General features: G+C 71.7%; 20 protein-coding genes. 13 read left to right on the plus strand and 7 right to left on the minus strand.

The features are described from left to right. Window positions 1-61: 61 nt before the first annotated feature. From JAP66_RS11755 to JAP66_RS11770, 4 genes are all read right to left on the minus strand, one after another. Window positions 62-967 carry an SCO0930 family lipoprotein gene (locus JAP66_RS11755; protein ID WP_199431716.1) on the minus strand — a complete coding sequence of 302 codons (906 nt, stop codon included), beginning with the start codon at window positions 965-967 and terminating at the stop codon, window positions 62-64. A 259-nt stretch (window positions 968-1,226) separates the two neighbouring features. Then, window positions 1,227-2,753 (minus strand): DUF1996 domain-containing protein, encoded by a 1,527-nt coding sequence (locus JAP66_RS11760; protein WP_199431717.1) that lies wholly within the window; start codon window positions 2,751-2,753, stop codon window positions 1,227-1,229. A 223-nt stretch (window positions 2,754-2,976) separates the two neighbouring features. Next, window positions 2,977-3,756 (minus strand): anti-sigma factor family protein, encoded by a 780-nt coding sequence (locus JAP66_RS11765; RefSeq protein WP_307849531.1) that lies wholly within the window; start codon window positions 3,754-3,756, stop codon window positions 2,977-2,979. Then, window positions 3,753-4,304 (minus strand): sigma-70 family RNA polymerase sigma factor, encoded by a 552-nt coding sequence (locus JAP66_RS11770; protein WP_307849532.1) that lies wholly within the window; start codon window positions 4,302-4,304, stop codon window positions 3,753-3,755. The genes JAP66_RS11765 and JAP66_RS11770 overlap by 4 nt, the downstream gene beginning before the upstream one ends. A 259-nt stretch (window positions 4,305-4,563) precedes the next feature. Between JAP66_RS11770 and JAP66_RS32095 the strand changes: the two genes are divergently transcribed. The 4 genes from JAP66_RS32095 to JAP66_RS11790 are packed head-to-tail and all read left to right on the plus strand — an operon-like array spanning window position 4,564 to window position 7,841. Continuing rightward, a complete protein-coding gene (locus JAP66_RS32095) occupies window positions 4,564-5,787 on the plus strand; it encodes a DUF4142 domain-containing protein (RefSeq protein ID WP_235998951.1) in 1,224 nt (407 codons plus the stop codon). Further along, the gene (locus JAP66_RS11780) at window positions 5,780-6,388 is read left to right on the plus strand and encodes a ferric reductase-like transmembrane domain-containing protein (protein ID WP_199431719.1); all 609 of its coding nucleotides are present in this window, start codon (window positions 5,780-5,782) and stop codon (window positions 6,386-6,388) included. Before JAP66_RS32095 ends, JAP66_RS11780 begins: the two co-directional genes overlap by 8 nt. Next, on the plus strand, window positions 6,388-6,612 hold the full coding sequence (locus tag JAP66_RS11785) for a ferredoxin (protein WP_199431720.1): 225 nt from the start codon (window positions 6,388-6,390) through the stop codon (window positions 6,610-6,612). The genes JAP66_RS11780 and JAP66_RS11785 overlap by 1 nt, the downstream gene beginning before the upstream one ends. After that, window positions 6,609-7,841, plus strand: a complete 1,233-nt coding sequence (locus JAP66_RS11790) for an NAD(P)/FAD-dependent oxidoreductase (protein ID WP_199431721.1) — start codon at window positions 6,609-6,611, stop codon at window positions 7,839-7,841. The genes JAP66_RS11785 and JAP66_RS11790 overlap by 4 nt, the downstream gene beginning before the upstream one ends. Window positions 7,842-7,955: 114 nt before the next feature. Here the strand turns inward: JAP66_RS11790 and JAP66_RS11795 are convergent, their stop codons facing one another. Beyond that, entirely contained in the window at window positions 7,956-9,464 is a 1,509-nt protein-coding gene (locus JAP66_RS11795; RefSeq protein WP_199431722.1) for a PucR family transcriptional regulator, read from the minus strand. A gap of 98 nt (window positions 9,465-9,562) precedes the next feature. Between JAP66_RS11795 and JAP66_RS11800 the strand changes: the two genes are divergently transcribed. From JAP66_RS11800 to JAP66_RS11815, 4 genes are read left to right on the plus strand one after another with little or no spacing between them, the layout of a single operon-like run. After that, a complete protein-coding gene (locus JAP66_RS11800) occupies window positions 9,563-11,029 on the plus strand; it encodes a sodium:solute symporter family protein (protein WP_199432014.1) in 1,467 nt (488 codons plus the stop codon). A gap of 38 nt (window positions 11,030-11,067) precedes the next feature. Next, entirely contained in the window at window positions 11,068-12,018 is a 951-nt protein-coding gene (gene speB / locus JAP66_RS11805; RefSeq protein WP_307849533.1) for an agmatinase, read from the plus strand. Next, on the plus strand, window positions 12,015-13,658 hold the full coding sequence (locus JAP66_RS11810) for a thiamine pyrophosphate-binding protein (RefSeq protein ID WP_199431723.1): 1,644 nt from the start codon (window positions 12,015-12,017) through the stop codon (window positions 13,656-13,658). The genes speB and JAP66_RS11810 overlap by 4 nt, the downstream gene beginning before the upstream one ends. Further along, window positions 13,658-15,076, plus strand: a complete 1,419-nt coding sequence (locus tag JAP66_RS11815; RefSeq protein ID WP_199431724.1) for an aminobutyraldehyde dehydrogenase — start codon at window positions 13,658-13,660, stop codon at window positions 15,074-15,076. Before JAP66_RS11810 ends, JAP66_RS11815 begins: the two co-directional genes overlap by 1 nt. A 6-nt stretch (window positions 15,077-15,082) precedes the next feature. Here JAP66_RS11815 and dxs read toward each other — a convergent pair whose 3' ends face one another. Beyond that, window positions 15,083-16,993, minus strand: a complete 1,911-nt coding sequence (gene dxs / locus JAP66_RS11820; protein ID WP_199431725.1) for a 1-deoxy-D-xylulose-5-phosphate synthase — start codon at window positions 16,991-16,993, stop codon at window positions 15,083-15,085. Window positions 16,994-17,154: 161 nt separating this feature from the next. On the opposite strand from dxs, the gene JAP66_RS11825 reads away from it, so the two are divergent. Together JAP66_RS11825 and JAP66_RS11830 are read left to right on the plus strand one after the other, a co-directional pair. Then, window positions 17,155-18,627: an aldehyde dehydrogenase family protein gene (locus JAP66_RS11825; protein WP_199431726.1), complete on the plus strand. Its 1,473-nt coding sequence runs from the start codon at window positions 17,155-17,157 to the stop codon at window positions 18,625-18,627. A 34-nt stretch (window positions 18,628-18,661) separates the two neighbouring features. Next, window positions 18,662-20,215, plus strand: coding sequence for a GMC family oxidoreductase (locus JAP66_RS11830; protein ID WP_199431727.1), 1,554 nt, complete (start codon window positions 18,662-18,664; stop codon window positions 20,213-20,215). Window positions 20,216-20,257: 42 nt separating this feature from the next. Here the strand turns inward: JAP66_RS11830 and JAP66_RS11835 are convergent, their stop codons facing one another. Further along, entirely contained in the window at window positions 20,258-21,001 is a 744-nt protein-coding gene (locus JAP66_RS11835; RefSeq protein ID WP_307849534.1) for a FadR/GntR family transcriptional regulator, read from the minus strand. 150 nt (window positions 21,002-21,151) lie between these two features. On the opposite strand from JAP66_RS11835, the gene JAP66_RS11840 reads away from it, so the two are divergent. From JAP66_RS11840 to JAP66_RS11850, 3 genes are read left to right on the plus strand one after another with little or no spacing between them, the layout of a single operon-like run. Next, the gene (locus JAP66_RS11840) at window positions 21,152-21,691 is read left to right on the plus strand and encodes a gluconokinase (protein ID WP_199431728.1); all 540 of its coding nucleotides are present in this window, start codon (window positions 21,152-21,154) and stop codon (window positions 21,689-21,691) included. Between the two features lie 40 nt (window positions 21,692-21,731). Then, window positions 21,732-23,117: a GntP family permease gene (locus tag JAP66_RS11845; protein ID WP_199431729.1), complete on the plus strand. Its 1,386-nt coding sequence runs from the start codon at window positions 21,732-21,734 to the stop codon at window positions 23,115-23,117. Between the two features lie 14 nt (window positions 23,118-23,131). Continuing rightward, window positions 23,132-23,905 carry an SDR family oxidoreductase gene (locus JAP66_RS11850; protein WP_199431730.1) on the plus strand — a complete coding sequence of 258 codons (774 nt, stop codon included), beginning with the start codon at window positions 23,132-23,134 and terminating at the stop codon, window positions 23,903-23,905. Window positions 23,906-23,917: the final 12 nt, after the last annotated feature.

The raw sequence follows: 23,917 nt of genomic DNA on the forward strand, positions 1-23,917 counted from the left end.
GTGCGGTGAGGTGGGAACACCCGCCGGGCCGGAGACTCGGAAGCCGGAATCGCTCAGTGGCTCAGTAGTCGTAGCCGCTGTCGGCTTCCTCGCCCGCCGCTTCGGCGGGCTTCTTCTCGGGCGAGACCGCGCAGCCTGCAGGCTCCATCGCGTACCAGGTGCCCTTGACCCCGTGCCCCGTGGCGTCACCGGGCGCGGTGTCCTTGGCGTAGCGGTACACCGGCCAGTTGCCGACCGTCACCTGCCGCGTGCCGTCCGCGCGTTCGACCGTGCTCACCAGCGCCGGGTCGACACCGTCGATCTGCACGTCACCCTCGGCGAGCAGTGGTGGCCAGGTCTGCGCGCAATCGCCCTCGCAGGTCGCCTCCGGCGGCTCGGTGCTGTCCTCTTTGAACAGATACAGCGTCATGCCGTCCTGGTCGACGAGGACCTCGCCGAGCCCGGCGATCTCGGTGGTGTTCACCGCGGCCGCGCCCTCGCCCGCCTTGCCGCCGGCCGGGGTGATCGCGGACCACGCGTCGTCGGCCCCCTGACCCTGCGCCTGGCCGGGTGCGGTGTCCTTGGCGAAGCGGTACACCGGCCAGCCGTTCACGGTCACCTGCTGGGTGCCGTCGGAACGGCTGACCGTGCCGACGAGCGACTGGTCCAGACCTTCTGCCGCCACCTCGCCCTCGGCCAGCAGCGGTGGCCACGCGGTCGCGCAGTCACCCTCGCAGGTGGCCGTCGGCGGATCGGCGGAGTCCTCGGCGAAGCGATAAAGTGTCTTACCGTCCTGGTCGGTGAGCACCTGCCCCAGCTCGCCGACCTCCGCGGCCACCAGCTTGGCCTGCTCGGCGGGCTGTGCCTGCTGCTGGACCGCGGCGGGAGCTGGAGCGCCAATGTCATCGGTGCCGTAGCCGCAGGAGGCGAGCAGCCCCAGACCGGCGGCGGCTGCCATCGCGGAGACGGCGAGACCCGTGCGAGACATCAGAGTTTCTCCTTATGTGGTAGGGAGTCCCGCGGCATCGGGACGACCGGTAACCAGCACACGTGCGCCGGGACGACGCGGTTCAACCTTTTTCGCCCCGACCGTGCCGATCGCATTCGTCGGCGCGGGAAGGCGGAGTGGACGAACCGGCGCCGGGCGAGTGCCAGGCACAGGACATGCTGATCGGCCCTTCTCCGCTGGATGAGCGACTCGGCCGGACTCCGACCGACGGCATCGTCCGGCCCGCCCCACCTGACCGTCATTCCTCGCATCTCTGGCCGCCGTTGATGCAGTTCACGACCCGGTTCATGATCTCCTGCGACATCACGTTGGCGAAGTCGTCGTGATCGGAGGCCGGGTTGTTGTTCTCCTCGGGGAAAGAGTCGATTGTGTACTGTCCGGCTTCCTGGATCTCACGGGGAATGTCGTAGGTCAGGGTGATGCGCAGCTGTGGCACGGCGGTGAACCCGTCCGCGCACTGCCCGGTCTCCTCGTCCGGAAAGACGATGTGGTCCCGGTGGTTCGGGCTGTCGATGTTCTGCCCGTCCCAGCAGCTCGGGAAGTCGTGCACCCGCATCACCTGGCTGCCTTCGGGACAGATCGGGTACTCGTCGATCAGCCGGTCGGTGAAACCACTGCAGGTGAACGACGGCCTGGCCAGCTCGTCGCCGTTGGCGGTCGGCTTGGCCTGACCGGTGAGCACCCGCAGGAACTGCGGCATCGCCGAAACGTCCCCGGCGGGACTGCCACGGAAGGTCAGGTCGACGTCCGCGGCCTGCTGGATCTCGCCCTCGTTTCCGGGCAGCTCGAAGTTCTCGCCCTCCGGCTCGGCGAACTCGTCGTCCTGCCCGTCGTCCCCCTCGCTGTTCTCGCCGCCGTTGTCGAGGCCGTTGTCGAGGCCGTCGTCACCGGTGTCCCGTTCGGCACAGCGAGCCAGGTCCCGGAGGTCGCGTATCCGCTGCCCGAACCGGCTCATGGCGGTCGCGATGCGCTCGATGGTCGCCGCCCGCCGGTCCGCCAGCGGGCCGAGGATCGCGTTGCGGACGAAGTCCGGCCCGCCCTCACCGCGGGCGCTGTCCAGCCGCTGATCGGCCCGCGCCACCTGGGCGTCCAGGTTCGCCAGTTCCCGGTTCACCTCGCCCATCGCCGGATCGGGCACGTCGGGAAGCTCCGTCACGACGTCGGGGCACTCGATGCGGGGCATGCGGGCGTCCAGCTTGGCCTGCGAGCGCATCGTCGCGTTCCGCCGGGACTCGGCGGCCCAGCCCTCCGGCGCACTCGCCGGGTTGCCACCGTCGGCGCTCTCGGGGCTCTCGGGGTTCTCCGGGCTCTCGGGGTTCCCGGTATCGATGCGCAGCACCGGCCAGTAGTAGCTCGAGCGGTCACCGTTACCGCACGTCGTGTCGGAGGCCAGCAGGCTCTCGTTGTTCGAGTCGGAGTTGGCGGAGAGATTGCCGACATAGTCGTGCACATGCTGGGCGCCGTTGTCGACACCCGGCTGTGCGATGAAGTTGTCGGCGTTGAAGTGACCCTCCTCGTTGCGGCCGCAGTCGACGGTGAACGTGCCCGTCGACGCGCCGTCGCCCGGCGGCACTTCGTCGACATTCGGCTGCACGGTCGTGATGTCGACGTAGAGCGAGCCGTCCGTCTCGTCGGCACCGGCCCGGCCGGGGTCGCCGGCCGTCGTGGTCACGACCAGACCACCGACCGCAAGCGCGAGGCCGAGAGCTCCGGTCGCGATCTTCGTTCTGCGGGCTACGCGATGTCGCCCTTGGTTTCGGGGCATTGACTGCTCACCTCGTTCACGTTCTGCCCAGGCGGCATCGCGGTAGCAAGACCCGGCCACCCAGGCGGCGGCTACAGATGATTCGGCGAAGGAAGAGAACCCGGCGAGATCGCGATCCGGGGGTTCGCCGGCCGGCTTAACTGCGGCACTCAGGGATACGGCGCGAACGGCGCGGGTAGTTCAAAAAGCGACCTGGCTGTTACCTTTACGTTATAAAGCCAGGTCACCGAGAGACGGTGGCGAGTAGCGAGCCGCTGTCGGTACGCACCTCGAACCGCTCGATATCGGCAGGCGTCAGCGCCGTGCCACCGGAGATCCGCAGCGGTTCCGGGGAACCCGGCACGCCGTAGCCCGGCGCCGGCACCGACCAGCCGGTGACCACCTGCGTGTCCCCGTCCCGGGAGACCGCCACGAGCCGGCAGCGTTGCGGTCCCGCGATCCCACCGAGCTGGAGATCGACCCTGCTCCCCCAGTCCCGGTCGTGCACGGTCACCTTCGCGGTGGCCGAGGCGCCCGCCGGATCGGGTCCGAACATGTCGACGGAGCCGGCAGGCTCCGGATCAGGCATCCCGGGTGAGCCGGCGCCCGTCCGCGGTGCCTGCACAGCCGTCGGCTCCGGCCCGCGCGCTTGCGGCACCGCCCTGCCGTCCTCGGATTCCGGCGCCAGCAGGGCGAATGTGAGCAGCGGGCCGGCCAGGATCAACAATGCCGCGGCCACGCCGGCGAGCCGCCCCGCGCGCCGGCGCCTGCGGCGTGCGGCGCTCACCTCGTCGAGCAGCGCGTCGAGCACCTGGCGTCCGGGCGCGGGCACCGGAGGTTCCGGCCAGCGCTGCCTGATCCGGTCGAGCACGTCGGGCAGGTCGTGCAGTTCGAGTAGGTCGAGCTGACAGTGCGGGCAGTCCAGCAGATGCGCCTCGAACACGGCGTTCTCGGCGTCGTCGAGCACACCGAGCACGTACGCGGCCACATCGGTGTGCGCGGCTCCGGCCATCGTGCGGCTCACCCCCGATCCTGCAGAGCGCGGCGCAGTGCCCGTACCGCGTGGTAGATCCTCGACTTGACCGTACCCGGCGGCACCCCGAGGGTCGCCGCGACCTCGTTCACGGTCCGGTCCCGCAAATACGTCTGCGACACGGCCTCACGCTGTTCGGGCGAAAGGTTGCGCAGCGCCTCGTAGACCACCATCGCGGCCAGCGTGCGGTCCGACTCGTCGGGCACGCCGACCGAGTCGGCGTCGGCCTCCTCGACCTCCTGCGGGCGCGCCCGGCGGCTGCGCCAGCCGTCGATGACGATGCGCCGCGCCACCGTGTGCAGCCACGCACGCAGCATCTCCGGCTCGCGGTCCAGTTTGTCGGCGTTGCGCCACGCCCTGATCAGCGTCTCCTGCACGACGTCCTCGGCCCACTGCCGGTCGTGACCGGTGAGGTTGAGCGTGAATGCCATCAGCGGCCTGCCGAATTCCTGGTAAAGCGATTTGGCCAGGTCTTCGTGCCCGCTCGGCTCGATGGCTCGGTCGGCGACGGGTTGGAGAGTGCGGCTGTGGCGTCCCACGGGACACATCCTTGTGGTGCCGCGGCTTGTTCGTCCAGTACCCACGTCGATCTCATCGTCGTGAATCTTTTTTTGAACCGTTACCGAACCTTCGCCGTATCCCTCTCCGAAGACCCCGACAAGCCATACCGAGGCGTTGTCCCCCGCAACGCCCGAATTCCACTATGGACAAACATGTCCACAGTGGATCCACTGTGCCCTTGAACAGCTACTTCCATGGCGATGGCGCACGCCCCTGGCCCCCGACAGGAGGAAGTTCATGACGCCGGCACGGCGCTCACTCATGTCCCTCGCCGCTGGTATCGCCGTAGTCGCGCTCACCGCGGCCTGCGACGACAGCAATTCCTACGGCGGTTACTACTCGTCGGACACCGGCCGCACGGTACAGATCCAGGCCACCGCGCAGAGCGGTACGGAGCAGGCCGGAGAGCGGCTGCACGGTGTCGAGGCGTTCGACATCGGCCGGATGGTGGTTGACGACAAGGGATTCGCACTCTATCGATACGACCGTGACAGTTCCGACCCACCTGTCTCGAACTGCACCGGCGCCTGTACCGAGCGGTGGCCGCCCGTGCGTGCGGCCGGTACGGCACAGGCGGACGGGATGGCGCAGGAGCTGCTCGGCTCGGTGACCCGGTCGGACGGCACCGATCAGCTCACGCTCGCGGGCTGGCCGCTCTACCGGTACGCCGACGACGAGATGCCGGGCGAGACGGCGGGCGAGGGTATCGACGGCACCTGGTTCCCGATCACGCCCGACGGCGGGAAGGCGCGGCCGACCCCCGGCCTCGCAACGCCGGACGCAGGCGCCCCGGTCGCGGACACCGACGCCGAGCTGCTTGTCAAGGTGCGGCAGGCCGGCCTGTGGGAGATGCCGGCGGCGAGCTGGGCCAGAACTCGCGGCGAGAGCTCCCGCGTCCGCTCGATCGGCCTGCCGATCCTCGTCGACCACGGCAGGCTCGACGCGGCGACCAAGACGGTCGCCGAGCGGCTCGGTGTCGAGCTGCCCGACCGGCCGACGGTCAAGCAGCAGGACTGGCTCGGCGAGATGCGCGGCGCCGGCAGCGACGCCGAGTTCGACCGGGTCTTCGCCAACCGGCTCCGCCTCGCACACGGCAAGGTGCTCACCTACATCGCCAACGTGCGCGCGGGCACCCGCAACGACACGATGCGCGCGTTCGCCAACACCGGGAACACCGCGGTGCTGCGGCACATCAACCTGCTGGAGAGCACGGGACTGGTCGACTACGAGGCGCTTCCCGCGCCCGTACTCGACGCCTCGGCCACCTCGGCGGGCGCCGCACTGGACATGGAGGCCACCGACATCTTCCTCATCGTCGTGCTCGCCACCTTCCTCGGCGGCGCCACGCTGCTGTCGCTGTGGCTGGTCCGCGGTCCCCGGCGCAGAGCGGCGCGGGGCACGGACGCGGCCGGCTCGCCACCGGCGGCCGGCCCGGAACCTGGGGAGAAGGCACATGCCTGACGGATGGGCCACCGAGGCGCTGATCCACCTCGCCCAGCCGGCGGCCGACCAGGGACTGCGCTACGTCGCCGCCTTCTCCGCGCGGCTGGCGTACGCGTTCATGTGCCTGACGCTGTGCTGGGGCGTGCTCACCGCGACCGGCTGGGTGCACCACCTCTGCGGGCGCAAGGCCATGCGCAGCGGCCACATCGCACTCGCCACCCTCACGCTCGCCTTCGGCGTGGTCCACGCGATCGGCTTCGTCTTCGTCACCGCGGGAACGTTCAGCGCGGCACGTCTGATCATTCCGTTGATGCCCGGCACCCTCGCCAGGCACACGATGGGAATCGTCGGGCTGGAGCTGATGCTGGCCGTCGCGCTGACCGCCGGCCTGCTCCGCTGGACGTCCTACCGGCGCTGGCTGTGGCTGCATCGCCTCGCCTATCCGGCCTTCGCGCTGCTGGTGCTGCATTCGCTGTTGGGCGCCATCGCGAACGGACGGCTCTCGGTGCTGTGGCTCGGCGGCATCACCCTGCTGGTGCCGGCGGTGACGCTGGCCGTCCTGCGGTTCCTGCCCATTCAGATCCTGGAACGGATCGGCCTCGTCGAGGAGCAAGTGTGATGACCCTGCACCGGATCCGCGGCGGACCGCGGCTCAGCGTCGACAACGACCGCTGTGAACGCTTCGGCACCTGCGAATGGGAGGCGCCCGGGTTGTTCGAGCTCGGGCGGGACGGGCGGCTGCGCTACCGGCGCAGGGTGAGCGACGAGGACGCCGAGCGCGCCGCCGCGGCCGCCCGCTGCTGCCCGATGCAGGCCATCGTCGTGCGCGGGGTGCCCGGATGAGCGACGGCGACAGAATCGTGATCGCGGGCGCCGGTGTCGCCGGTCTCCGCGCGGCGGAACGACTGCGCGAGCTCGGTTTCGACGGCGAGCTGGTGCTCATCGGAGACGAGCCCCGGCGGCCGTATCACCGGCCGTCGGTGTCCAAGCAGCTGATCACCGGCGCGGCCCGGCCGGTCGACATGACCCTCAAGTCCTACACCGAGCTGGACGCCCGCTGGCGGCTGGGCACCCGCGCGACCCACCTGGACACCACGCAGCACGTCGTGCACCTGCCCGGTGGCGAGGAGCTGTGGTACGACGGCCTGGTCGTGGCCACCGGCGTGGTGCCCCGGCATCTGCCCGGCTCGCCGCGGCACGACCCGCGGGTACGCGTGCTGCGCACCGCCGAGGACGCGGCCGCGGTCCGCAGGGCGCTGGCCGCGAGCAACAAGGCGGCCGTGGTGATCGGCGGTGGCCTGATCGGCTGCGAGTTCGCCGCGAGTATGCGCCAGATGGGCCGCGACGTCACGCTCGTCGGGCACGCCCGCGCGCCGCTGTACCGTTTCGGGCCGCGGATCGCGGCTTCGGTGACCGAACTGCACCGGCAGCACCGGGCGGGGCTGGCCATGAACACCGCGGTGCGGCACTGGATCAGCACCAAGGAGACGTTCGGCCTGCACCTGACGAACAACCAGCTCGTGGTCGCCAGCTGCGTGGTTCTCGCGATCGGCAGCGTGCCCGCCGTGGACTGGCTGCGCGGCTCCGGCCTGACGCTGGACGACGGGGTGCTGTGCGAACCGACACTGTTCGCCACCGGCGCGGAGGACGTGGTGGTCGCCGGGGACGTCGCGCGCTGGCCGAACCTGCGGTTCGACGACGAACCCCGGCGGGTCGAGCACTGGCTGAACGCGGTGGAGAGCGGGCGCGCGGCGGCGGAGAACCTGCTGGCCGGCCGCGGCCAGGCGCGACCGTTCACCCCGCTGCCCCGCGCGTGGTCGAGCCTGTACGAGGTGCGGCTGCAGACGATCGGACTGCCCGCGCTCGCGGAGGACACCGTGCGCCTCGCCGACGGCGTGACCGGGTTCGTCCGGGCCGGCGAGCTGGTCGGCGCGTGCGGCTGGGACCGGCCGAAGGCGATGCTGTACTGGACCGCGGAGCTGGATCGCAGACTTCCCGCACCGGCCACCACCCCGGCACCGGCCCGGTGGTCCGGACCGGAGGCGAGGCCTGCCGTGGGGACGGCGCCATGACCGGGCGGCGGTCCGGTCCACACGGGCAGGACCGCGACGAACGGGACACCGGCCCGGCGGAGACGGCGCCGGGCGGCCGGCTGCAGCGGCTGCGGCACTGCCTGTACACCGACCTCAAGATCCCTCCCACCGCAGCGCGAACCAGAGCTCCATCCGGACGTCCGGATCGGCGAGGTCGGCGTTGAGCGCACGTTCGATCTGGCCGATGCGGTGCCGGACGCTGTTGCGGTGCACGCCGAGCGCGGCGGCGGTGCGGTCCCAGCCACCGTGCTGGGCGAGCCAGGTCCGCAACGTGGTCACCAGCACGTCGCCGTCGCCCCGGCCGTGCTCCCGCAGCGGGGCGAGCCTGCGCGCGGCGAACCCCGCGGCGGCACCGGGAGTGACGACACCGGCGAGGCCCTCCGCCTCGCCGGCCACCACGGGCGCGCCGAGCGCGCGGGCCCGTGCGAGCAGCGTCGCCACCTCCGGCCCGGCCTCGTGCAGCGCGGCGGGCGGGCGCGCGCTGCCGGTGACGGTGAGCCAGCCGTGCGCGGCGAGGTCGGCGAGCACCGCGGCATCGGGCGCCGCGGTGGCGATCGCGGTGAAGCGCGCACCGCTCAGCCGCACGAACGGCGTGTGCAGCCGCGAGCGCAGCCAGCCGTACTCGGCGTCGGCCTCGGGCGGTCCGTTCCCCCGCTGCCACACCCCGGCGACGACCCGGTAGTCCTCGGCCGGCAGCAGCGGGCCGAGCACGTCGCCGGGCGCGGCGTCGGCGAGCAGCAGTGCGGTGCTGGCGCCGGCCAGCCGGGCCGTGTCGGAACCGGCCCGGCCGAGGAGACCGAGCAGCGCGGCGCCGACGGCCACGACGGCCCGGTCGGTGCCGCTGAACCGCCGGTCGCGGCCGACGACCAGCAGGTGTGCCGCGGTGGCCTGCGGGTAGACGGGCTGGGCCACGACGAACGTCCCGTCGGCGAGCTCGGTCGTGGCGCTGCGGATACCGCTGCCCGCGCGCAGCCGGGCGAGCATGCCGCCGAGCTCGGCGGGCAGCGGCCGCGGCGCGCCATGGTCCACCGCGGGCTCGTCGTCCCGGCCGACCAGCGCCGCCCAGCCGGGCAAGCGCTGGGCGAGCCCGCGGATGACCTCCCGGGAACCGCCCGCGGCGGCCCTGGTCAGCGCTTCCCTTGCCTCGGTCACGCGACGCTGCTCGCGCTGACCCGCCTGGCCGAGCGCGAGGGAGACCGCGCGGCTGATCGCGAGGAACGGGGTGCGGATGGGCACGACCAGCAGCGGCAGCCCGTACCGGGCGCAAGAACGGCGCAGCCGTTCGGGCAGGTCCTCGTGCATCGGCGGGGTGACCCCGAACCCGAGTGCGGTGACGCCCGCGTCCCGCAGGCCCCGCACGTAGTGGTCGACCTCGGCCTGCTCGTCCGGCAGGTTCACGCCCGCCGTCAGCAGCAGCTCGTCGCCGAGTAGGTACGGGGCCGGGTCGCGGAGCTCGCTGACGTGCGCCCAGCGCACCGGCAGGTCCGGCGCCCCGGGCCGCATGGTCTCCGGCACGGCCTCGACCGCGAGGTCCGCGCGGTCGAGCACGGCGCGCAACGGGATCGACACCTCGTTGGCGACCCATTCGGCGTGATTGGTCATTTCGACCAGAGACTACGCCAAATTGGGCCGAAGTATCCCATTCAACCGGTCCGGCGTCCGAACTTACGGTGACCCGAACACGACTCGAGGAGGACACCGTGGCCGGTGACTACGCGGTGATCGCGCTCTACATCGCCGGAATGATCGCGATCGGCTGGTACAGCCTGCGCCTGGCGAGGACCCGCAGCGACTATCTGGTGGCGGGCAGGCGGCTCGGCGGACTCATGTACGCGGGCACGATGTCCGCGGTGGTGCTCGGCGGCGCGTCGACCATCGGCGGTGTCGGGCTCGGCTACACCTACGGCATCTCCGGCGCCTGGCTGGTGCTCACCATCGGGCTCGGCATCCTCGCGCTGCACGTGGTGTTCGCCCGCCGTCTCGTGCGGTTGCGGCTCTACACCGTGTCGGAGATGCTCGACCTGCGCTACGGCGGCTCCACCAGCGCGATCTCGGGAGCCGTGATGTGGGGCTACACGCTGATGCTGACGGTCACCTCGACGCTGGCCTTCGCGACCATCTTCACGGTCCTGTTCGACCTGCCCGGCATCGCCGGGGTGGCGATCGGCGGCGGGATCGTCGTGCTCTACTCCGTGCTCGGCGGCATGTGGTCGATCACCCTCACCGACATGGCGCAGTTCGTCATCACGACGATCGGCTTCCTGCTCGTGCTGCTGCCGGTCGCGCTCACCTCCGCGGGCGGCCTCGGCGGGATGCGCACGGAACTGGACGCGAGCTTCTTCTCCTTCGACGCCATCGGCGGCGGCACGATCCTCACCTACGTGCTGATCTACGGCTTCGGGTTGCTCATCGGCCAGGACATCTGGCAGCGCGTGTTCACCGCCCGCACGCCACGGGTCGCCACCTACGGCGGCATCGGCTCCGCCGTCTACTGCTTCGTCTACGGCATCGCGGGCGCGCTGATCGGCACCGCCGCGAGGACGCTGTACCCGAACCTCGCCGACTCGGACAACGCGTTCGCCACGATCGTGGCCGACCTGCTGCCGTCCGGCCTGCGCGGGCTGGTGCTCGCCGCGGCGCTGTCGGCGCTGATGTCGACCGCGAGCGGCGCGCTCATCGCCTGCTCGACGGTCACCACGAACGACCTGCTGCCGAGGCTGCTGCAGCGCGTGCGGCCGGACGCAGGCGTGGCCATGAACCGCGTCACCACCCTGGTGCTCGGCGTGCTCGTCATCGGTGTCGCCATGATCGTCACGGACGTGGTGGCCGCGCTGACCGTGGCATACAACATCCTCGTCGGCGGGTTGCTCGTGGCGATCCTCGGCGCCCTGCTCTGGCGGCGGGGCACCCGGGCGGGCGCGCTGGCCTCGATGGTCACCGGTTCCGTTGTGGTGATCGTCTCGATGGTCACGCGGGGCCTGCTCGCCAACGAGCCGATCTACTACGGCCTCGGCGCGAGCCTCGTCGCCTACGTCGCGGTCAGCCTCCTCACCCCGCGGACGCCGGACACCGTGCTGCGCACCTGGAACGCCAGGCTCTCCGGCCACGGCGACGGGCCCGGCGAGGAAGAACCCGCCGACGGCGTCGTGAGTGGCCAGCCGCGTTAGAACTCGTCCGAACACTCACGACCGAAGAAGGAGCGCCCGTGTACCCACCCCCGATCGGACCCGTGGACTCGTCGAAGGTGCCGCGCTTCGCGGGCTTCGCCACCTTCGCGCGGCTGCCGCGGGCCGACGAGGTCGCCCACGCCGACGTCGCGGTCGTCGGTGTCCCGTTCGACGCGGGAGTGTCCTACCGGCCGGGTGCCCGCTTCGGCCCGGCCGCCGTTCGCGAGGGCAGCCGCCTGCTGCGTCCCTACCACCCCGGGCTCGACGTCTCCCCGTTCGCCGCGGCCCAGGTGGCCGACGCCGGGGACATCGCGCTCAACCCGTTCGACATCGGCGAGGCCATCGGCACCCTGCAGCGTGCGGCGGCGGCCTTCGGTGAGCGTGGCACGAGCCTGGTGACCGTCGGCGGCGATCACACCATCGCCCTGCCGCTGCTGCGGGCGGCGGCGGAGCGGCACGGGCCGGTGGCACTGCTGCACTTCGACGCGCACCTGGACACCTGGGACACCTATTTCGGCGAGCCGTACACGCACGGCACGCCGTTCCGCCGCGCCGCCGAGGAGGGAATCCTCGACACGGCCGCGCTGTGCCACGTGGGCACACGCGGCCCGCTCTACGGCAAGCAGGATCTCGACACCGACGAGCGGCTCGGCTTCGGCATCGTCACCTCGGCCGATGTGCTGCACCGGGGCGTCCCGGCGACCGTCGAAACACTGCGCGAACGGATCGGTGACCGCCCGCTCTACGTCTCGGTGGACATCGACGTGCTCGACCCCGCGCACGCTCCCGGAACCGGCACCCCCGAGGCGGGCGGCATGACCAGCCGCGAGCTGCTGGAGATCCTGCGCGGCCTGGCGGGCAGCAACCTCGTCGGCGCCGACGTGGTCGAGGTCGCCCCCGCCTACGACCACGCCGAGATCACCGCGATCGCCGCCGCACACGTCGCCTACGACCTGGTCAGCCTGCTGGCGATGCGGGCGAGGCCGTGACCCGTATCGGCGGGGACCTCGTCGTCGAGACGCTGCGGGCACTCGGCGCGGACACGGTGTTCGGGCTGCCCGGTCAGCATGCGCTCGGCCTGTTCGAGGCGCTGCGGCGGGCTCCCGACCTGACGCTGGTCGGTGCGCGGGTGGAGAACAACCTCGCCTTCGCCGCCGACGGCCACGCCAGGGCCCGGCTCGGGGCGGGCGGGCCGGTGCCGGTCACCCCGATGATCGTCTCCACCGGTCCGGGGGCCCTGCTCACGCTGTCCTCGCTCCAGGAGTCGCGCGCGTCGTCGGTGCCGGTCCTCGGCATCTCCAGCCAGGTGCCCGCCGCGGGGCTCGGCGGCGGCAGGCACGGCTACCTGCACGAACTGCCGGACCAGCGGGCGAGCTTCCGCGACGTGGTGAAGTCGGTGCACGTGGTGCGCACGGCGAGCCAGATCCCCACCGCGCTGCGCGAGGCGTGGGAGTCGGCGGCGACCGCGCCGTACGGGCCGGTGTGGGTGGAGATCCCGCAGGACGTGCTGCTCGGCCCTGCCGGGCTGCCGCCCATCACCTCCGTCGTGACCTCCCCCGCCGCGCCGCCGCTCGCCCCGCTGCCCGAGCCGGCCGCCGCGGCCGCGGTGGAACTCGCGGCGGCCAGGAACCCGGTGATCCTGGCAGGCGGCGGCGTCTTGCGCTCCGGCGCGCGGCGGGAACTGCTCGCGCTGGCGGAGTCGCTGCGCGCCCCGGTGCTGTCGACGTTCGGCGGGAAGGGCGCCTTCCCCTGGGAACATCCGCTTTCCGGGCAGTCCTGGCTGGAGGACTGGCACAGCACGGAGTTCCTCGCCGCCGCCGACGTGCTGCTGGTACTGGGCTCGGGGCTGGGCGAACTGTCCAGCAACTACCACCGGTTCGCCCCGCGGGGACGGGTGATTCAGGTCGAGGCGGACGCGGGCAAGCTCGAAGCCAACCACCCCGCGCTCGGCATCCACGCCGACGTGCGGCAGACGCTGTCCGCGTTGCTGGAGCGGGTCCCGGCGCGGGAACCGGACGGCCGGGCGGAGGCGTCGGTCGCGGCGCTGCTGGCCAAGGTCCGCGACCGGCTCGCCGGGCAGGATCTCGAGCTCGAACAGCGGGCCCTCGCCGACGTGCGGGCCGCGCTGCCCGACGGCACGCCGACCTTCTGGGACATGACGGTCCTCGGCTACTGGGCCTGGTCGGCGTGGAATCCGGACGGCGCGCCGATCCACACCGCCCAGGGCGCGGGCGGCCTCGGCTTCGGGCTGCCCGCGGCACTGGGCGCCGCGGCGGCAACGGGCGGCCCGGTGCTCGCGGTCTCCGGCGACGGCGGAGCGATGTACGGCATCGCCGAACTCGCCACCGCCGTGCAGCACGGGCTCGACGTCACCTGGCTCATCGTCGATGACGGCGGCTACGGCATCCTGCGCGAGTACCTCACCGGCGCCTTCGGGCGGACCACGGCCACCGAGCTGACCCGGCCCGACTTCGCCGCACTGGCGGCCGCCTTCGGCGTACCCGCCACGGTGTCCACCGTGGACACTCTCAGTGCCGACCTGGCGAGCGCGCTGCGGACTCCCGGCCCCGCGGTCGTCGTCCTGCCCGCACTGCTGCGCATGTTCGAACCGACCCACCTGGAGACGTGATGCTCGGAAACTTCATCGCCGGACACGACGTACCCGCTGCCGGTGACGGTGCGCTGGAGCTGGTCGATCCCAGCACCGGTGAGCGCAGCGGCGAAACCGTCCTGTCCGGACAGTCCGCTGTGGACGAGGCGATGTCCGCGGCCGCGAGTGCCTTCCCACTCTGGCGGGCGAGTACGCCCGCCGAGCGCCAGCGGGCGCTGCTGCGGCTCGCGGATGCCGTCGAGGCCAATGCCGCGGAGTTCGCCGAGGCGGAGATCCGGGAGACCGGCAAGCCGCGCGCGGTGGTCGTCGGCGAGGAGATACCGGAGAGCGTCGGCGCGCTGCGGTTCTTCGCCGGTGCGGCGCGGCTGCTGGAGGGTTCGGCCGCGGCCGAGTACGCGCCGGGGCACACGTCGTTCATCCGGCGGGAGCCGGTCGGCGTGTGCGCGCAGATCGCACCGTGGAACTACCCGCTGATGATGGCGGTGTGGAAGATCGCGCCCGCGCTCGCGGCGGGCAACACCGTGGTGCTCAAGCCCGCGGAGACCACGCCGGGCACGGCGATCCTGCTGGCGCGCGCGGCCACGGAGCTCCTGCCCGCCGGGGCGTTCAACGTCGTGCTCGGCGACCGGGAAACCGGGCGGGCGCTGGTGGCGCACCCGGCCACGGAACTGGTCTCGATCACCGGATCCACGCGGGCGGGCATCGACGTCGCCACGGTCGCGGCCGCCGACCTCAAGCGGACCCACCTCGAACTGGGCGGCAACGCACCGCTCGTGGTGTTCGATGACATCGACGTCGGCGACACGGCGGACCGCGTCGTCGACGCGGCCTGCTACAACGCGGGCCAGGACTGCACCGCAGGCAGCCGGGTGCTGGTGCACGAGTCCGTGCACGACGAGCTCGTCGCCGCGCTCACCACGGCGGCGGCGAACCGCCGGGCCGCGCCGCCCGACGACGCGGCCGCCGACTTCGGGCCACTCAACAACGCCACGCAGCTCGACCGGGTGCGGGGGCTCGTCGAGCGGCTGCCCGGCCACGCCGAGGTGCGCACGGGCGGCGCGAGGATCGGCGACCGGGGCTTCTTCTTCGCCCCCACCGTGATCTCCGGGCTGCGGCAGCAGGATGAGATCGTCCGGGAGGAGGTCTTCGGCCCGGTGGTGACCGTGCAGCGCTTCCGCGACGAGCAGGAGGCCCTCGCGCTCGCCAACGGCGTCCCCGAGGGCCTCGCGGCGTCGGTCTGGACCAACGACCATGCCAGGGCGATGCGCGTCTCGGCCGGGCTGGACTTCGGCTGCATCTGGGTGAACACGCACGGCCCGCTGGTGGCGGAGATGCCGCACGGCGGATTCGGCCGCTCCGGGCACGGCAAGGACCTCTCCACCTACTCCTTCGCCGAGTACACCCGCGTCAAGCACGTCATGACGCGGGTGTACTGACCGGACTCACTCCTGGGCGGACGACTCGATCTCCGCCTGCTGCGGCTCGCCGAGGCGGGTGGCGGCCCACTCGGTGACCTTGCGCGCGACGTCCTGTGCGGTGAGGCCGACCCCGGCGAGCACCTCGTTCCTGGTGCCGTGGGCAAGGAACCGCTGCGGCACGGCGAGGTCGCGCAGCGGCACGTCGCAGTCGGCGTCGCGCAGGGCCGCGGCGAGCGCCGAACCGAAGCCGCCGTGGCGGCCACTGTCCTCGACGGTCACCACGAGCCGGTGCGTCCGCGCGAGCGCGACCAGCTCGCCGGGCACCGGCACGACCCACCGCGGGTCCACCACGGTGACCCCGATGCCCTGGTCGGCGAGCCGGCCTGCGGCGGCCAGCCCGAGCGGCGCGAACGCGCCAACGGCGACGAGCAGTACATCGGCGTCCTGGTCGCGGCGCAGCACGTCCACCGGGCCGGTCCGCTCCAGCGCGGGCACGGACTCCACGACGCTGCCCTTGGAGAAGCGCAACGCGGTCGGGCCGTCCGAAACGGCGACGGCCTCCCGCAGCTCCTCGCGCAGCGTCTCGGCGTCGCGCGGGGCGGCCACCCGCATGCCGGGCACCATCCCGAGCAGGGACAGATCCCACATGCCGTGATGGCTCGGCCCGTCCGGACCGGTGATGCCGGCACGGTCGAGCACGAACGTGACCGGCTGGCGGTGCAGGGCCACGTCCATCAGCGCCTGGTCGAAGGCGCGGTTGAGAAAGGTCGAGTACACGGCGACGACCGGGTGCATCCCGCCCATCGCCAGCCCGGCGGCCGAGGTCACCGCGTGTTGCTCGGCGATGCCGACGTCGAACCACCGCTCGGGATGGGCCTCGGCGAACTTGTGCAGCCCGGTGGAGCGCAGCATCGCCGCCGTGATTGCCACCACGTCGTCGCGCTCGTCACCGATCCGCGCCAGCTCCTCGCCGAAGACGGACGTCCAGCTCGTGCCCTTCACCGGCGGCAGCCCGGTCGCCGGATCGATCGGGTCGGTCTGGTGCATCTGGTCGGCCTCGTGGTTGACCGCGGGCGGGTAGCCGTGCCCCTTCTCGGTCACCGCGTGCACGATCACCGCGCCACCGAAGGACCTGGCACTGTGCAGCGCCCGCTCCAGCGCACCGAGGTCGTGCCCGTCCACCGGGCCGAGGTACTTCAGGCCGAGATCGGCGAACATCACCTGCGGGCTGAGCGCGTCCTTGATCCCGGCCTTGGCGGCGTGCAGGGCCGCGTACAGCGGCCTGCCGACCACCGGGGTGTTCTGGAGCAGTTCCCGCCCGCCGTCGAGGATGCGCTCGTAACTCGGCCGCAGCCGCAGTGCGGCCAGGTGCTCGGCGAAGCCGCCGATCGTCGGCGAGTAGGACCGTCCGTTGTCGTTGACGACGACCACGATCGGCCGGTCCGGGTGCGCGGCGATGTTGTTGAGCGCTTCCCAGCACATGCCGCCGGTGAGGGCACCGTCACCCACCAGCGCGACGGCGTGCCTGCCGCCACCGGCGAGCTGGAACGCCTTGGCCAGCCCGTCCGCGTACGACAGCGCGGTGGAGGCGTGGCTGTTCTCGACGAGGTCGTGCTCGCTCTCGGCGCGCGCGGGGTAACCGGCGATGCCGCCGAGCTGCCGCAGCCCGTCGAAGTCGTCCCGCCTGCCGGTGACGATCTTGTGCACGTAGGACTGGTGGCCGACGTCATAGAGCAGCGCGTCCCGTGGCGAGTCGAACACGCGATGCAGCGCGAGGGTCAGCTCCACCACACCGAGGTTGGGGCCGAGATGCCCACCGTTCTTGCAGACTTTCTCGATGAGGAACTGCCTGATCTCCCCGGCCAGTGCTCCCAGCTGATCGTGATCCATCCGCTTCAGGTCGGCCGGTCCCTGTACCGACTCCAGCAACGTCACGCTCCACCTCGCTCGCCTCGGTCCGATGCGTCGTCCGCCCAGTCTACGGAGCCTCGTTAGGATCGGCCGGGCGCCGAATGGCCTGGCCCCCACGCCAAAGGTATGGTCTCAAACCATTGGGCCGCTGCGCATCGGCCGCAGGCGAGGACGGAGAGGATTGCATGGCGGACTTCTTCATCGGCGGGCAGTGGGTCGGCGCGGTCCGGGGCGGCACCAGGGAGATCCGGTGCCCCGCGGACGGCTCGCTGGTCGCCACCGTCGACGAGGGCTCGCGCGAGGACACCGAGGCGGCCATCGCCGCCGCCCGCTCGGCCTTCGACAGCGGACCGTGGCCCGCGACGGCGGCGGGTGAGCGCGGCGACCTCCTGCTGCGCGTCGCGGGCCTGCTGGAGCGCGACAAGGAGACGTTCGCGCGCGCCGAGTCGCTCGACACCGGCAAGCGGCTGGTCGAGAGCGAGATCGACATGGACGACATCGCGGCCTGCTTCCGTTACTTCGGCAAACTCGCGGGCAACCAGGCGGGCAGGGTGGTGGACACGGGCGACCCGGACGCGATCAGCCGCATCGTCCACGAACCCGCCGGCGTGTGCGGGCTCATCACGCCGTGGAACTTCCCGCTGCTGCAGACCGCGTGGAAGGTCGCGCCCGCGCTGGCCGCGGGGAACACGTTCGTGCTCAAGCCGAGCGAGCTCACCCCGCACACCGCCATCCTGCTGATGCGGATCCTCACCGAGGCCGGCGTGCCCGCGGGTGTGGCCAACCTCGTGCTCGGCGCGGGAGCCGAGGCCGGGGCACCACTCGCCGAGCACGCCGACATCGACCTCGTGTCGTTCACCGGCGGGCTGCACACCGGCCGCACCATCGCCGCGTCGGCGGCGGCGACGGTGAAGAAGGTCGCCCTCGAACTCGGTGGCAAGAACCCGAACGTGGTGTTCGCCGATGCCGACTTCGAGACCGCCGTCGACTACGCCATCACCGCGATCTTCCTGGACTCCGGGCAGGTGTGCTCGGCGGGCTCGCGGCTGATCGTGCAGGAGGAGATCCACGACGCGTTCGTCGACGAGATCGTCCGCAGGGCGGAACGGATCCGGCTCGGCGGCCCGTTCGACCCGGAAGCCGAGACCGGGCCGCTGATCTCCGCGGCGCACCGCGAGAAGGTCGAGCGTTACGTCGAGACCGCGCTCGCCGAGGGAGCGGTGCTGCGCACCGGCGGAAGGCGGCCCGCCGACGAGCGTCTCGCCGACGGCTACTTCTACCCGCCGACCGTGCTCGACAACGTGCGCCAGGGCACCCACGCCGTGATCGAGGAGTCGTTCGGGCCGGTGCTGACCGTCGAGACCTTCCGCACGGAGGACGACGCGGTGCGGATCGCCAACGACACCCACTACGGCCTCGCCGGCGCGGTGTTCACCGCAGACGCGTCGCGGGCCCAGCGGGTCGCGGGCCGGCTCCGGCACGGCACGGTGTGGATCAACGACTACCACCCCTACCTGCCGCAGGCGGAATGGGGCGGGCTCAAGCAGTCCGGCACGGGCCGCGAGCTCGGCCCGACCGGACTCGCCGAGTACCAGGAGTCCAAGCACATCTACCAGAACCTGCGCCCGGCACCGCCGCGCTGGTTCCGCGCCGAATAGACGCCACCGGCGAAGAACAAGGAGTCACAAGAGGATGACCCGCGAATTCGACTATGTCGTGGTCGGCGGTGGTACGGCCGGCTCGGTCGTGGCGGCCCGGCTGTCGGAGAACTCCGCCAACACCGTCTGCCTGCTCGAAGCCGGCCCGTCCGACGTGGACGAGCCCGCCGTGCTTGAGCTGGACAGGTGGATGGCGCTGCTGGAGTCCGGCTACGACTGGGACTACGTGGTGGAGCCACAGGAGTCCGGCAACTCGTTCCTGCGGCACGCCAGGGCAAAGGTGCTCGGCGGGTGCTCGTCGCACAACTCGTGCATCGCCTTCTGGGCGCCCGCGGAGGACCTGGACGAGTGGGCCTCGCTCGGCCTGCGGGGCTGGTCAGCGGAGGACGTCTTCCCGCTCTACCGGCGGCTGGAGACCAACGACGGCCCTGGCGAGCACCACGGCCGGTCGGGCCCGGTCACGATCCGGTCGGTCCCGCCGCGCGACCCCGCGGGGGTGGCGCTGCTGGAGGCGTGTGAACAGGCCGGCGTGCCGCGCGCGGAGTTCAACTCGGGCAAGACCGTCACCCACGGGGCGAACTGGTTCCAGATCAACGCCCGCGAGGACGGCACCCGCTCGTCGGCGTCGGTGTCCTACCTGCACCCGATCATGGGCAAGCGGTCGAACCTGGCGGTGCGCACCGGTGTCCGGGCGAAGCGGCTGACCTTCGAGGGCACGCGCTGCACCGGTGTCGAGGTGCTGGCCGAGGACCTGCTGCACAGCGAGGAGATCCGGGCACGCAAGGAGGTGATCGTCAGCAACGGCGCGATCGACACGCCGAAGCTGCTGATGCTCTCCGGTATCGGCCCGGCAGCGCACCTGCGTGAGACCGGGATCGACGTGCTGGTCGACTCCCCGGGCGTCGGCGAGAACCTGCAGGACCATCCCGAGGGCCTGGTCCAGTGGGACGCGCGCAGGCCGATGGTCGCCGAGTCGACCCAGTGGTGGGAGATCGGGATCTTTACCACGACGGAGCCCGGCCTCGACCGGCCGGACCTGATGTTCCACTACGGTTCCGTGCCGTTCGACCTGAACACGCTGCGATACGGCTACCCGACGACCGAGAACGGGTTCTGCCTGACGCCGAACGTGACCCGTGCCCGCTCGACCGGCACGGTTCGGCTGCGGACCAGGGACTTCCGGGACAAGCCGATGGTCGATCCGCGCTACTTCACCGACCCGCACGACCTGCACGTGATGACCTACGGCGTCCGGCTGGCCAGGGAGATCGTCTCCCGGCCCGCGATGGCCGAATGGGCCGGCGCCGAGCTCGCGCCCGGCGCGGAGGCGCGCAGCGACGACGAGATCGCCGACTACCTGCGCAAGACGCACAACACCGTCTATCACCCCGCGTGCACGGTGAAGATGGGCCCCGACAGCGACCCGATGGCACCGCTGGACGCCCGGCTGCGCGTGCGGGGCGTCGACGGGCTGCGCGTGGCCGACGGGTCGGTGATGCCGTTCCTCGTCGCGGTGAACCCGTGCATCACCACGATGGCGATCGGTGAGAAGTGCGCGGACATGGTCGCCGAGGACGCCAAGACCTGACCGCTCGTGAGTGCGTAACAGTGCTCTAACTCGCGTGCGCACTCACGAGCGTTGCTGCCACAGCGGGATCATCGCGTCCCGGACCTCGGCGAGCAGCTCGCGCATCGCGGTCTCGGCGTGCGCCGCGCGCCCGCCGGCGACGGCGCGTGCCACCTCCTCGTGCAGCTCGAGCGCCTCGGGAACCGGCTGGTGCGGCATCAGGCCCAGCTGCGTACGGCCCTGCAGCACCACCGCGACCACGTCGGCCAGCGCGCCGAACATCTCGTTCCCGCTCGCCTCGAGCAGCACGGTGTGGAACGCGATGTCGAGCTCGAGGAACCCGCCCAGCTCGCCCGCCTCCCCCTCACCGCGCATCTCGGTGGCCAGCTCCAGCACGCGCGCCCGCTGTGCCACGGAGGCGTTGCGCGCAGCCGCGGATGCCGCCAGCGGCTCGACGGCGATCCGCAGCTCGGTCAGCGAGCGCAGTTGCGCGTCCCGGCCACTGCCGGACAGCCGCCACCAGATCACCCTCGGGTCGAAGACGTTCCAGGACTCCCGCGGCTGCACGGTGATCCCCACGCGGCGCCGCGAGGTCACCAGGCCCATCGACTCCAGGATGCGCATGGTCTCGCGGGCGACTGTGCGGGAGACGCCGAAGTCGTCCTGGATCCGGTCGAGGGTCAGCACGTGCCCCGGGGGCAGCGCACCGGCGGTGATCCGCTGCCCGATCGTGTCGAGCACCGTGTTGTGCAGGACCTCGACACCCGCTCCCTGGCTGTCCTCGTGCCCGTGCACGGACTTCGCCACACGTTCTCCCGCTCGACGGTTTCCGGACTCAGTCACGAAGAGTACCCGGGGGCACCCCTTCCTTCGTCGGCCAAATGGTGCTATCTTTCGCCGCTATTGGTAATACCATTAAGCACGACTGTTGATCGACGACGTTCGACGAGGAGCCTGATGACTCCCACCTGCCTGGTGGTGATGGGGGTGTCGGGGGCGGGCAAGAGCACCGCGGCCCGGCTGCTCGCTCGCCGTCTCGGCTGGACCATGGCCGAGGCCGACGAGTTCCATCCCGAGGCCAACATCGCCAAGATGACGGCCGGCACCCCCCTGACCGACGCCGACCGGTTGCCGTGGCTATCGGCCATCCGCGACTGGATCGACGAGCGTGGTGCGGCGGGGCGGTCCGTGGTCGTCACCTGCTCGGCACTGAAGCGCTCCTACCGCGACGTGCTCCGGCAGGCCCACGCGGCGCGGGTTCGTTTCGTGTTCCTCCACGGCAGCGCACAGACGGTGCGCCTGCGGCTGGCGGAACGCTCGGGGCACTTCATGCCGCCGTCCCTGCTCGCCTCGCAGTTCGGCGATCTGGAACCACTCGGTCCCGACGAGGACGGGGTGACCGTCGACGTCGGCGACCCGCCGGACGAGGTGGTCACGCGGGCGCTGCGGCGCCTCGGCCTCGACGCGGGCGCCTCTCCGGCGTCCTCAGCCGTGTAGCACTCCTCCCTTCCCCAACGCGAAGCAACGGAGCTTTCGAATGAACACCGACGAGTGGACCCAGACCCTCGGCGCCGGGCCTTTGCTGGGCATCGCGGCAGCCGCGATCGCCGTCCTGCTCTTCTTGATCATCCGCCTGCGGGTGCACGCCTTCCTCGCACTGGTCGCGGTCAGCATCGCCACCGCGTTCGCCACCGGCATCCCGGCCGGTGACGTGATCGACACGCTGCTCGACGGCTTCGGCTCCACCCTGGGCAGTGTCGCCCTGCTGGTCGGGCTCGGCGCCATGCTCGGCAGGCTCGTCGAGGTCAGCGGCGGCGCGCAGGCGCTCACCGACGCGCTGGTCGGCAAGTTCGGCGAGCGGCGCGCACCCCTGGCACTCGGCGTCGCCTCGCTGATCTTCGGTTTCCCGATCTTCTTCGACGCCGGGCTCGTGGTGATGCTGCCGATCGTCTTCGCCGTCGCGCGGCGGCTCGGCGGTGGCGTCCTGCGCTACGGCCTGCCGGTGGCGGGCGCGTTCTCGGTCATGCACGTCTTCGTGCCGCCCCACCCGGGGCCGGTCGCGGCCAGCGGCCTGCTCGGCGCCGACGTCGGCCTGGTCATCCTGTTCGCGCTGGTGGTCGCGATTCCCACCTGGTTCGTCACCAGCTACCTCTACGGCCTCTGGGTCGGCAAGCGCATCGTGCTGCCGGTCCCGGACATCTTGAGCGGCGGCAAGCAGGAGGAGCACGACGAGAACCCGCCGAGGCCGCGGACGGTCGTCGCGCTGCTGCTGCTCCCGCTGGTGATGATCTTCGCCAACACCGGCCTCGACACCGCCGCCGAGGCGGGCTGGGTCGACGGCGACGCCGGCTGGTTCGACGTGGCGCGGGCACTCGGCTCGACCCCGGTCGCGCTGCTGGTGACGGTGTTCGTCGCGATGTACGTGCTCGGCTCCCGCCGCGGCCGCGGCCAGAACGTCGTGGAGAAGCTGCTCGACTCGGCACTCGGCCCGGTGGCCGCGATCATCCTGATCACCGGTGCCGGTGGCATGTTCGGTGGGGTGCTGCGGGCAAGTGGCATCGGTGACGCGCTCTCCGAGGCCATGTCCGACCTCGGGCTGCCGGTGATCGTGGCCGCGTACATCATCGCGACGACGCTGCGGATCGCGCAGGGCTCGGCCACCGTCGCGCTGACCACCGCGGCCGGGCTGGTGCAGCCGCTGGTGCTCGGCAACGGGTTCAACGCGGTGGAACTGGCCGCGCTCGTGCTGGCGCTGGCCGCCGGTTCGGTCACCGCGGGCCACGTCAACGACTCCGGCTTCTGGCTCGTCGGACGCTTCCTCGGGATGGATGTGAAGACGACGCTGAAGACCTGGACCGTCATGCAGACGACCATCGGGCTGATGGGCTTCGGGCTGTCGGCGCTGCTGTTCGCGATCGCCTGACCGGGAAGGAATCCATGTCACTGAGCGTCTTCGACCTCTCCGGGCGCGTCGCGCTCGTCACCGGCAGCAGCCGGGGCATCGGCTACGACATCGCGGCCGGGCTCGCCCGCGCCGGGGCTTCGGTGGTGCTCAACGGCCGTGATCCCGCCCGGCTGGAGAAGGCCAGGGCCGGACTGGCCGGCGAGGTTCCCGAGGCCGGCTGTTCGGCGGTCGCCTTCGACGTCACCGACGAGCCCGCCGTGACGGCCGCGGTCGCCGACATCACCGCCCGCCACGGTGGCGTGGACATCCTGGTCAACAACGCGGGGTTCCAGCACCGGCAACCCATGCTGGAGCTGGACCTCGACGACTGGGAGGCGGTGCTGCGCACCGATCTCACCAGTGCGTTCGTGGTCGGGCGCGCGGTGGCCCGCGGCATGATCGAGCGCGGCCGGGGCAAGATCGTCAACATCTGCTCGGTGCAGGCGGAGCTGGCCCGTCCCTCGATCGCGCCGTACACGGCGGCCAAGGGCGGGTTACGCAACCTGACGCGGGCGATGACCGCCGAGTGGGCCCGCCACGGGTTGCAGGTCAACGGCATCGCACCCGGCTACTTCGCCACGGAGCTCACCTCGGCGCTGGTGGCCGATCCGGAGTTCAGCGCGTGGGTGGCCGAGCGCACCCCGGCCGGGCACTGGGGCCGGACCGAGGATCTGGTGGGCCCCGCGGTGTTCCTCGCCTCGGACGCCGCCGCCTTCGTCAACGGCCAGATCCTGTTCGTCGACGGCGGCATGACCGCCGTCGTCTGAACCTCTTCCGGG

It is taken from the genome of Qaidamihabitans albus (assembly GCF_016464705.1).
GTDB classification, from domain to species: Bacteria; Actinomycetota; Actinomycetes; order Mycobacteriales; family Pseudonocardiaceae; genus Qaidamihabitans; species Qaidamihabitans albus.

What these genes read in the sequence shown, in the direction of transcription:
- JAP66_RS11755 (WP_199431716.1), bottom strand. Translation starts at nt 967, where the DNA reads ATGTCTCGCACGGGTCTCGCCGTCTCCGCGATGGCAGCCGCCGCCGGT.
- JAP66_RS11760 (WP_199431717.1), bottom strand. Translation starts at nt 2,753, where the DNA reads ATGCCCCGAAACCAAGGGCGACATCGCGTAGCCCGCAGAACGAAGATC.
- JAP66_RS32095 (WP_235998951.1), top strand. Translation starts at nt 4,564, where the DNA reads ATGACGCCGGCACGGCGCTCACTCATGTCCCTCGCCGCTGGTATCGCC.
- JAP66_RS11780 (WP_199431719.1), top strand. Translation starts at nt 5,780, where the DNA reads ATGCCTGACGGATGGGCCACCGAGGCGCTGATCCACCTCGCCCAGCCG.
- JAP66_RS11785 (WP_199431720.1), top strand. Translation starts at nt 6,388, where the DNA reads ATGACCCTGCACCGGATCCGCGGCGGACCGCGGCTCAGCGTCGACAAC.
- JAP66_RS11790 (WP_199431721.1), top strand. Translation starts at nt 6,609, where the DNA reads ATGAGCGACGGCGACAGAATCGTGATCGCGGGCGCCGGTGTCGCCGGT.
- JAP66_RS11795 (WP_199431722.1), bottom strand. Translation starts at nt 9,464, where the DNA reads ATGACCAATCACGCCGAATGGGTCGCCAACGAGGTGTCGATCCCGTTG.
- JAP66_RS11815 (WP_199431724.1), top strand. Translation starts at nt 13,658, where the DNA reads ATGCTCGGAAACTTCATCGCCGGACACGACGTACCCGCTGCCGGTGAC.
- JAP66_RS11825 (WP_199431726.1), top strand. Translation starts at nt 17,155, where the DNA reads ATGGCGGACTTCTTCATCGGCGGGCAGTGGGTCGGCGCGGTCCGGGGC.
- JAP66_RS11830 (WP_199431727.1), top strand. Translation starts at nt 18,662, where the DNA reads ATGACCCGCGAATTCGACTATGTCGTGGTCGGCGGTGGTACGGCCGGC.
- JAP66_RS11840 (WP_199431728.1), top strand. Translation starts at nt 21,152, where the DNA reads ATGACTCCCACCTGCCTGGTGGTGATGGGGGTGTCGGGGGCGGGCAAG.
- JAP66_RS11845 (WP_199431729.1), top strand. Translation starts at nt 21,732, where the DNA reads ATGAACACCGACGAGTGGACCCAGACCCTCGGCGCCGGGCCTTTGCTG.
- JAP66_RS11850 (WP_199431730.1), top strand. Translation starts at nt 23,132, where the DNA reads ATGTCACTGAGCGTCTTCGACCTCTCCGGGCGCGTCGCGCTCGTCACC.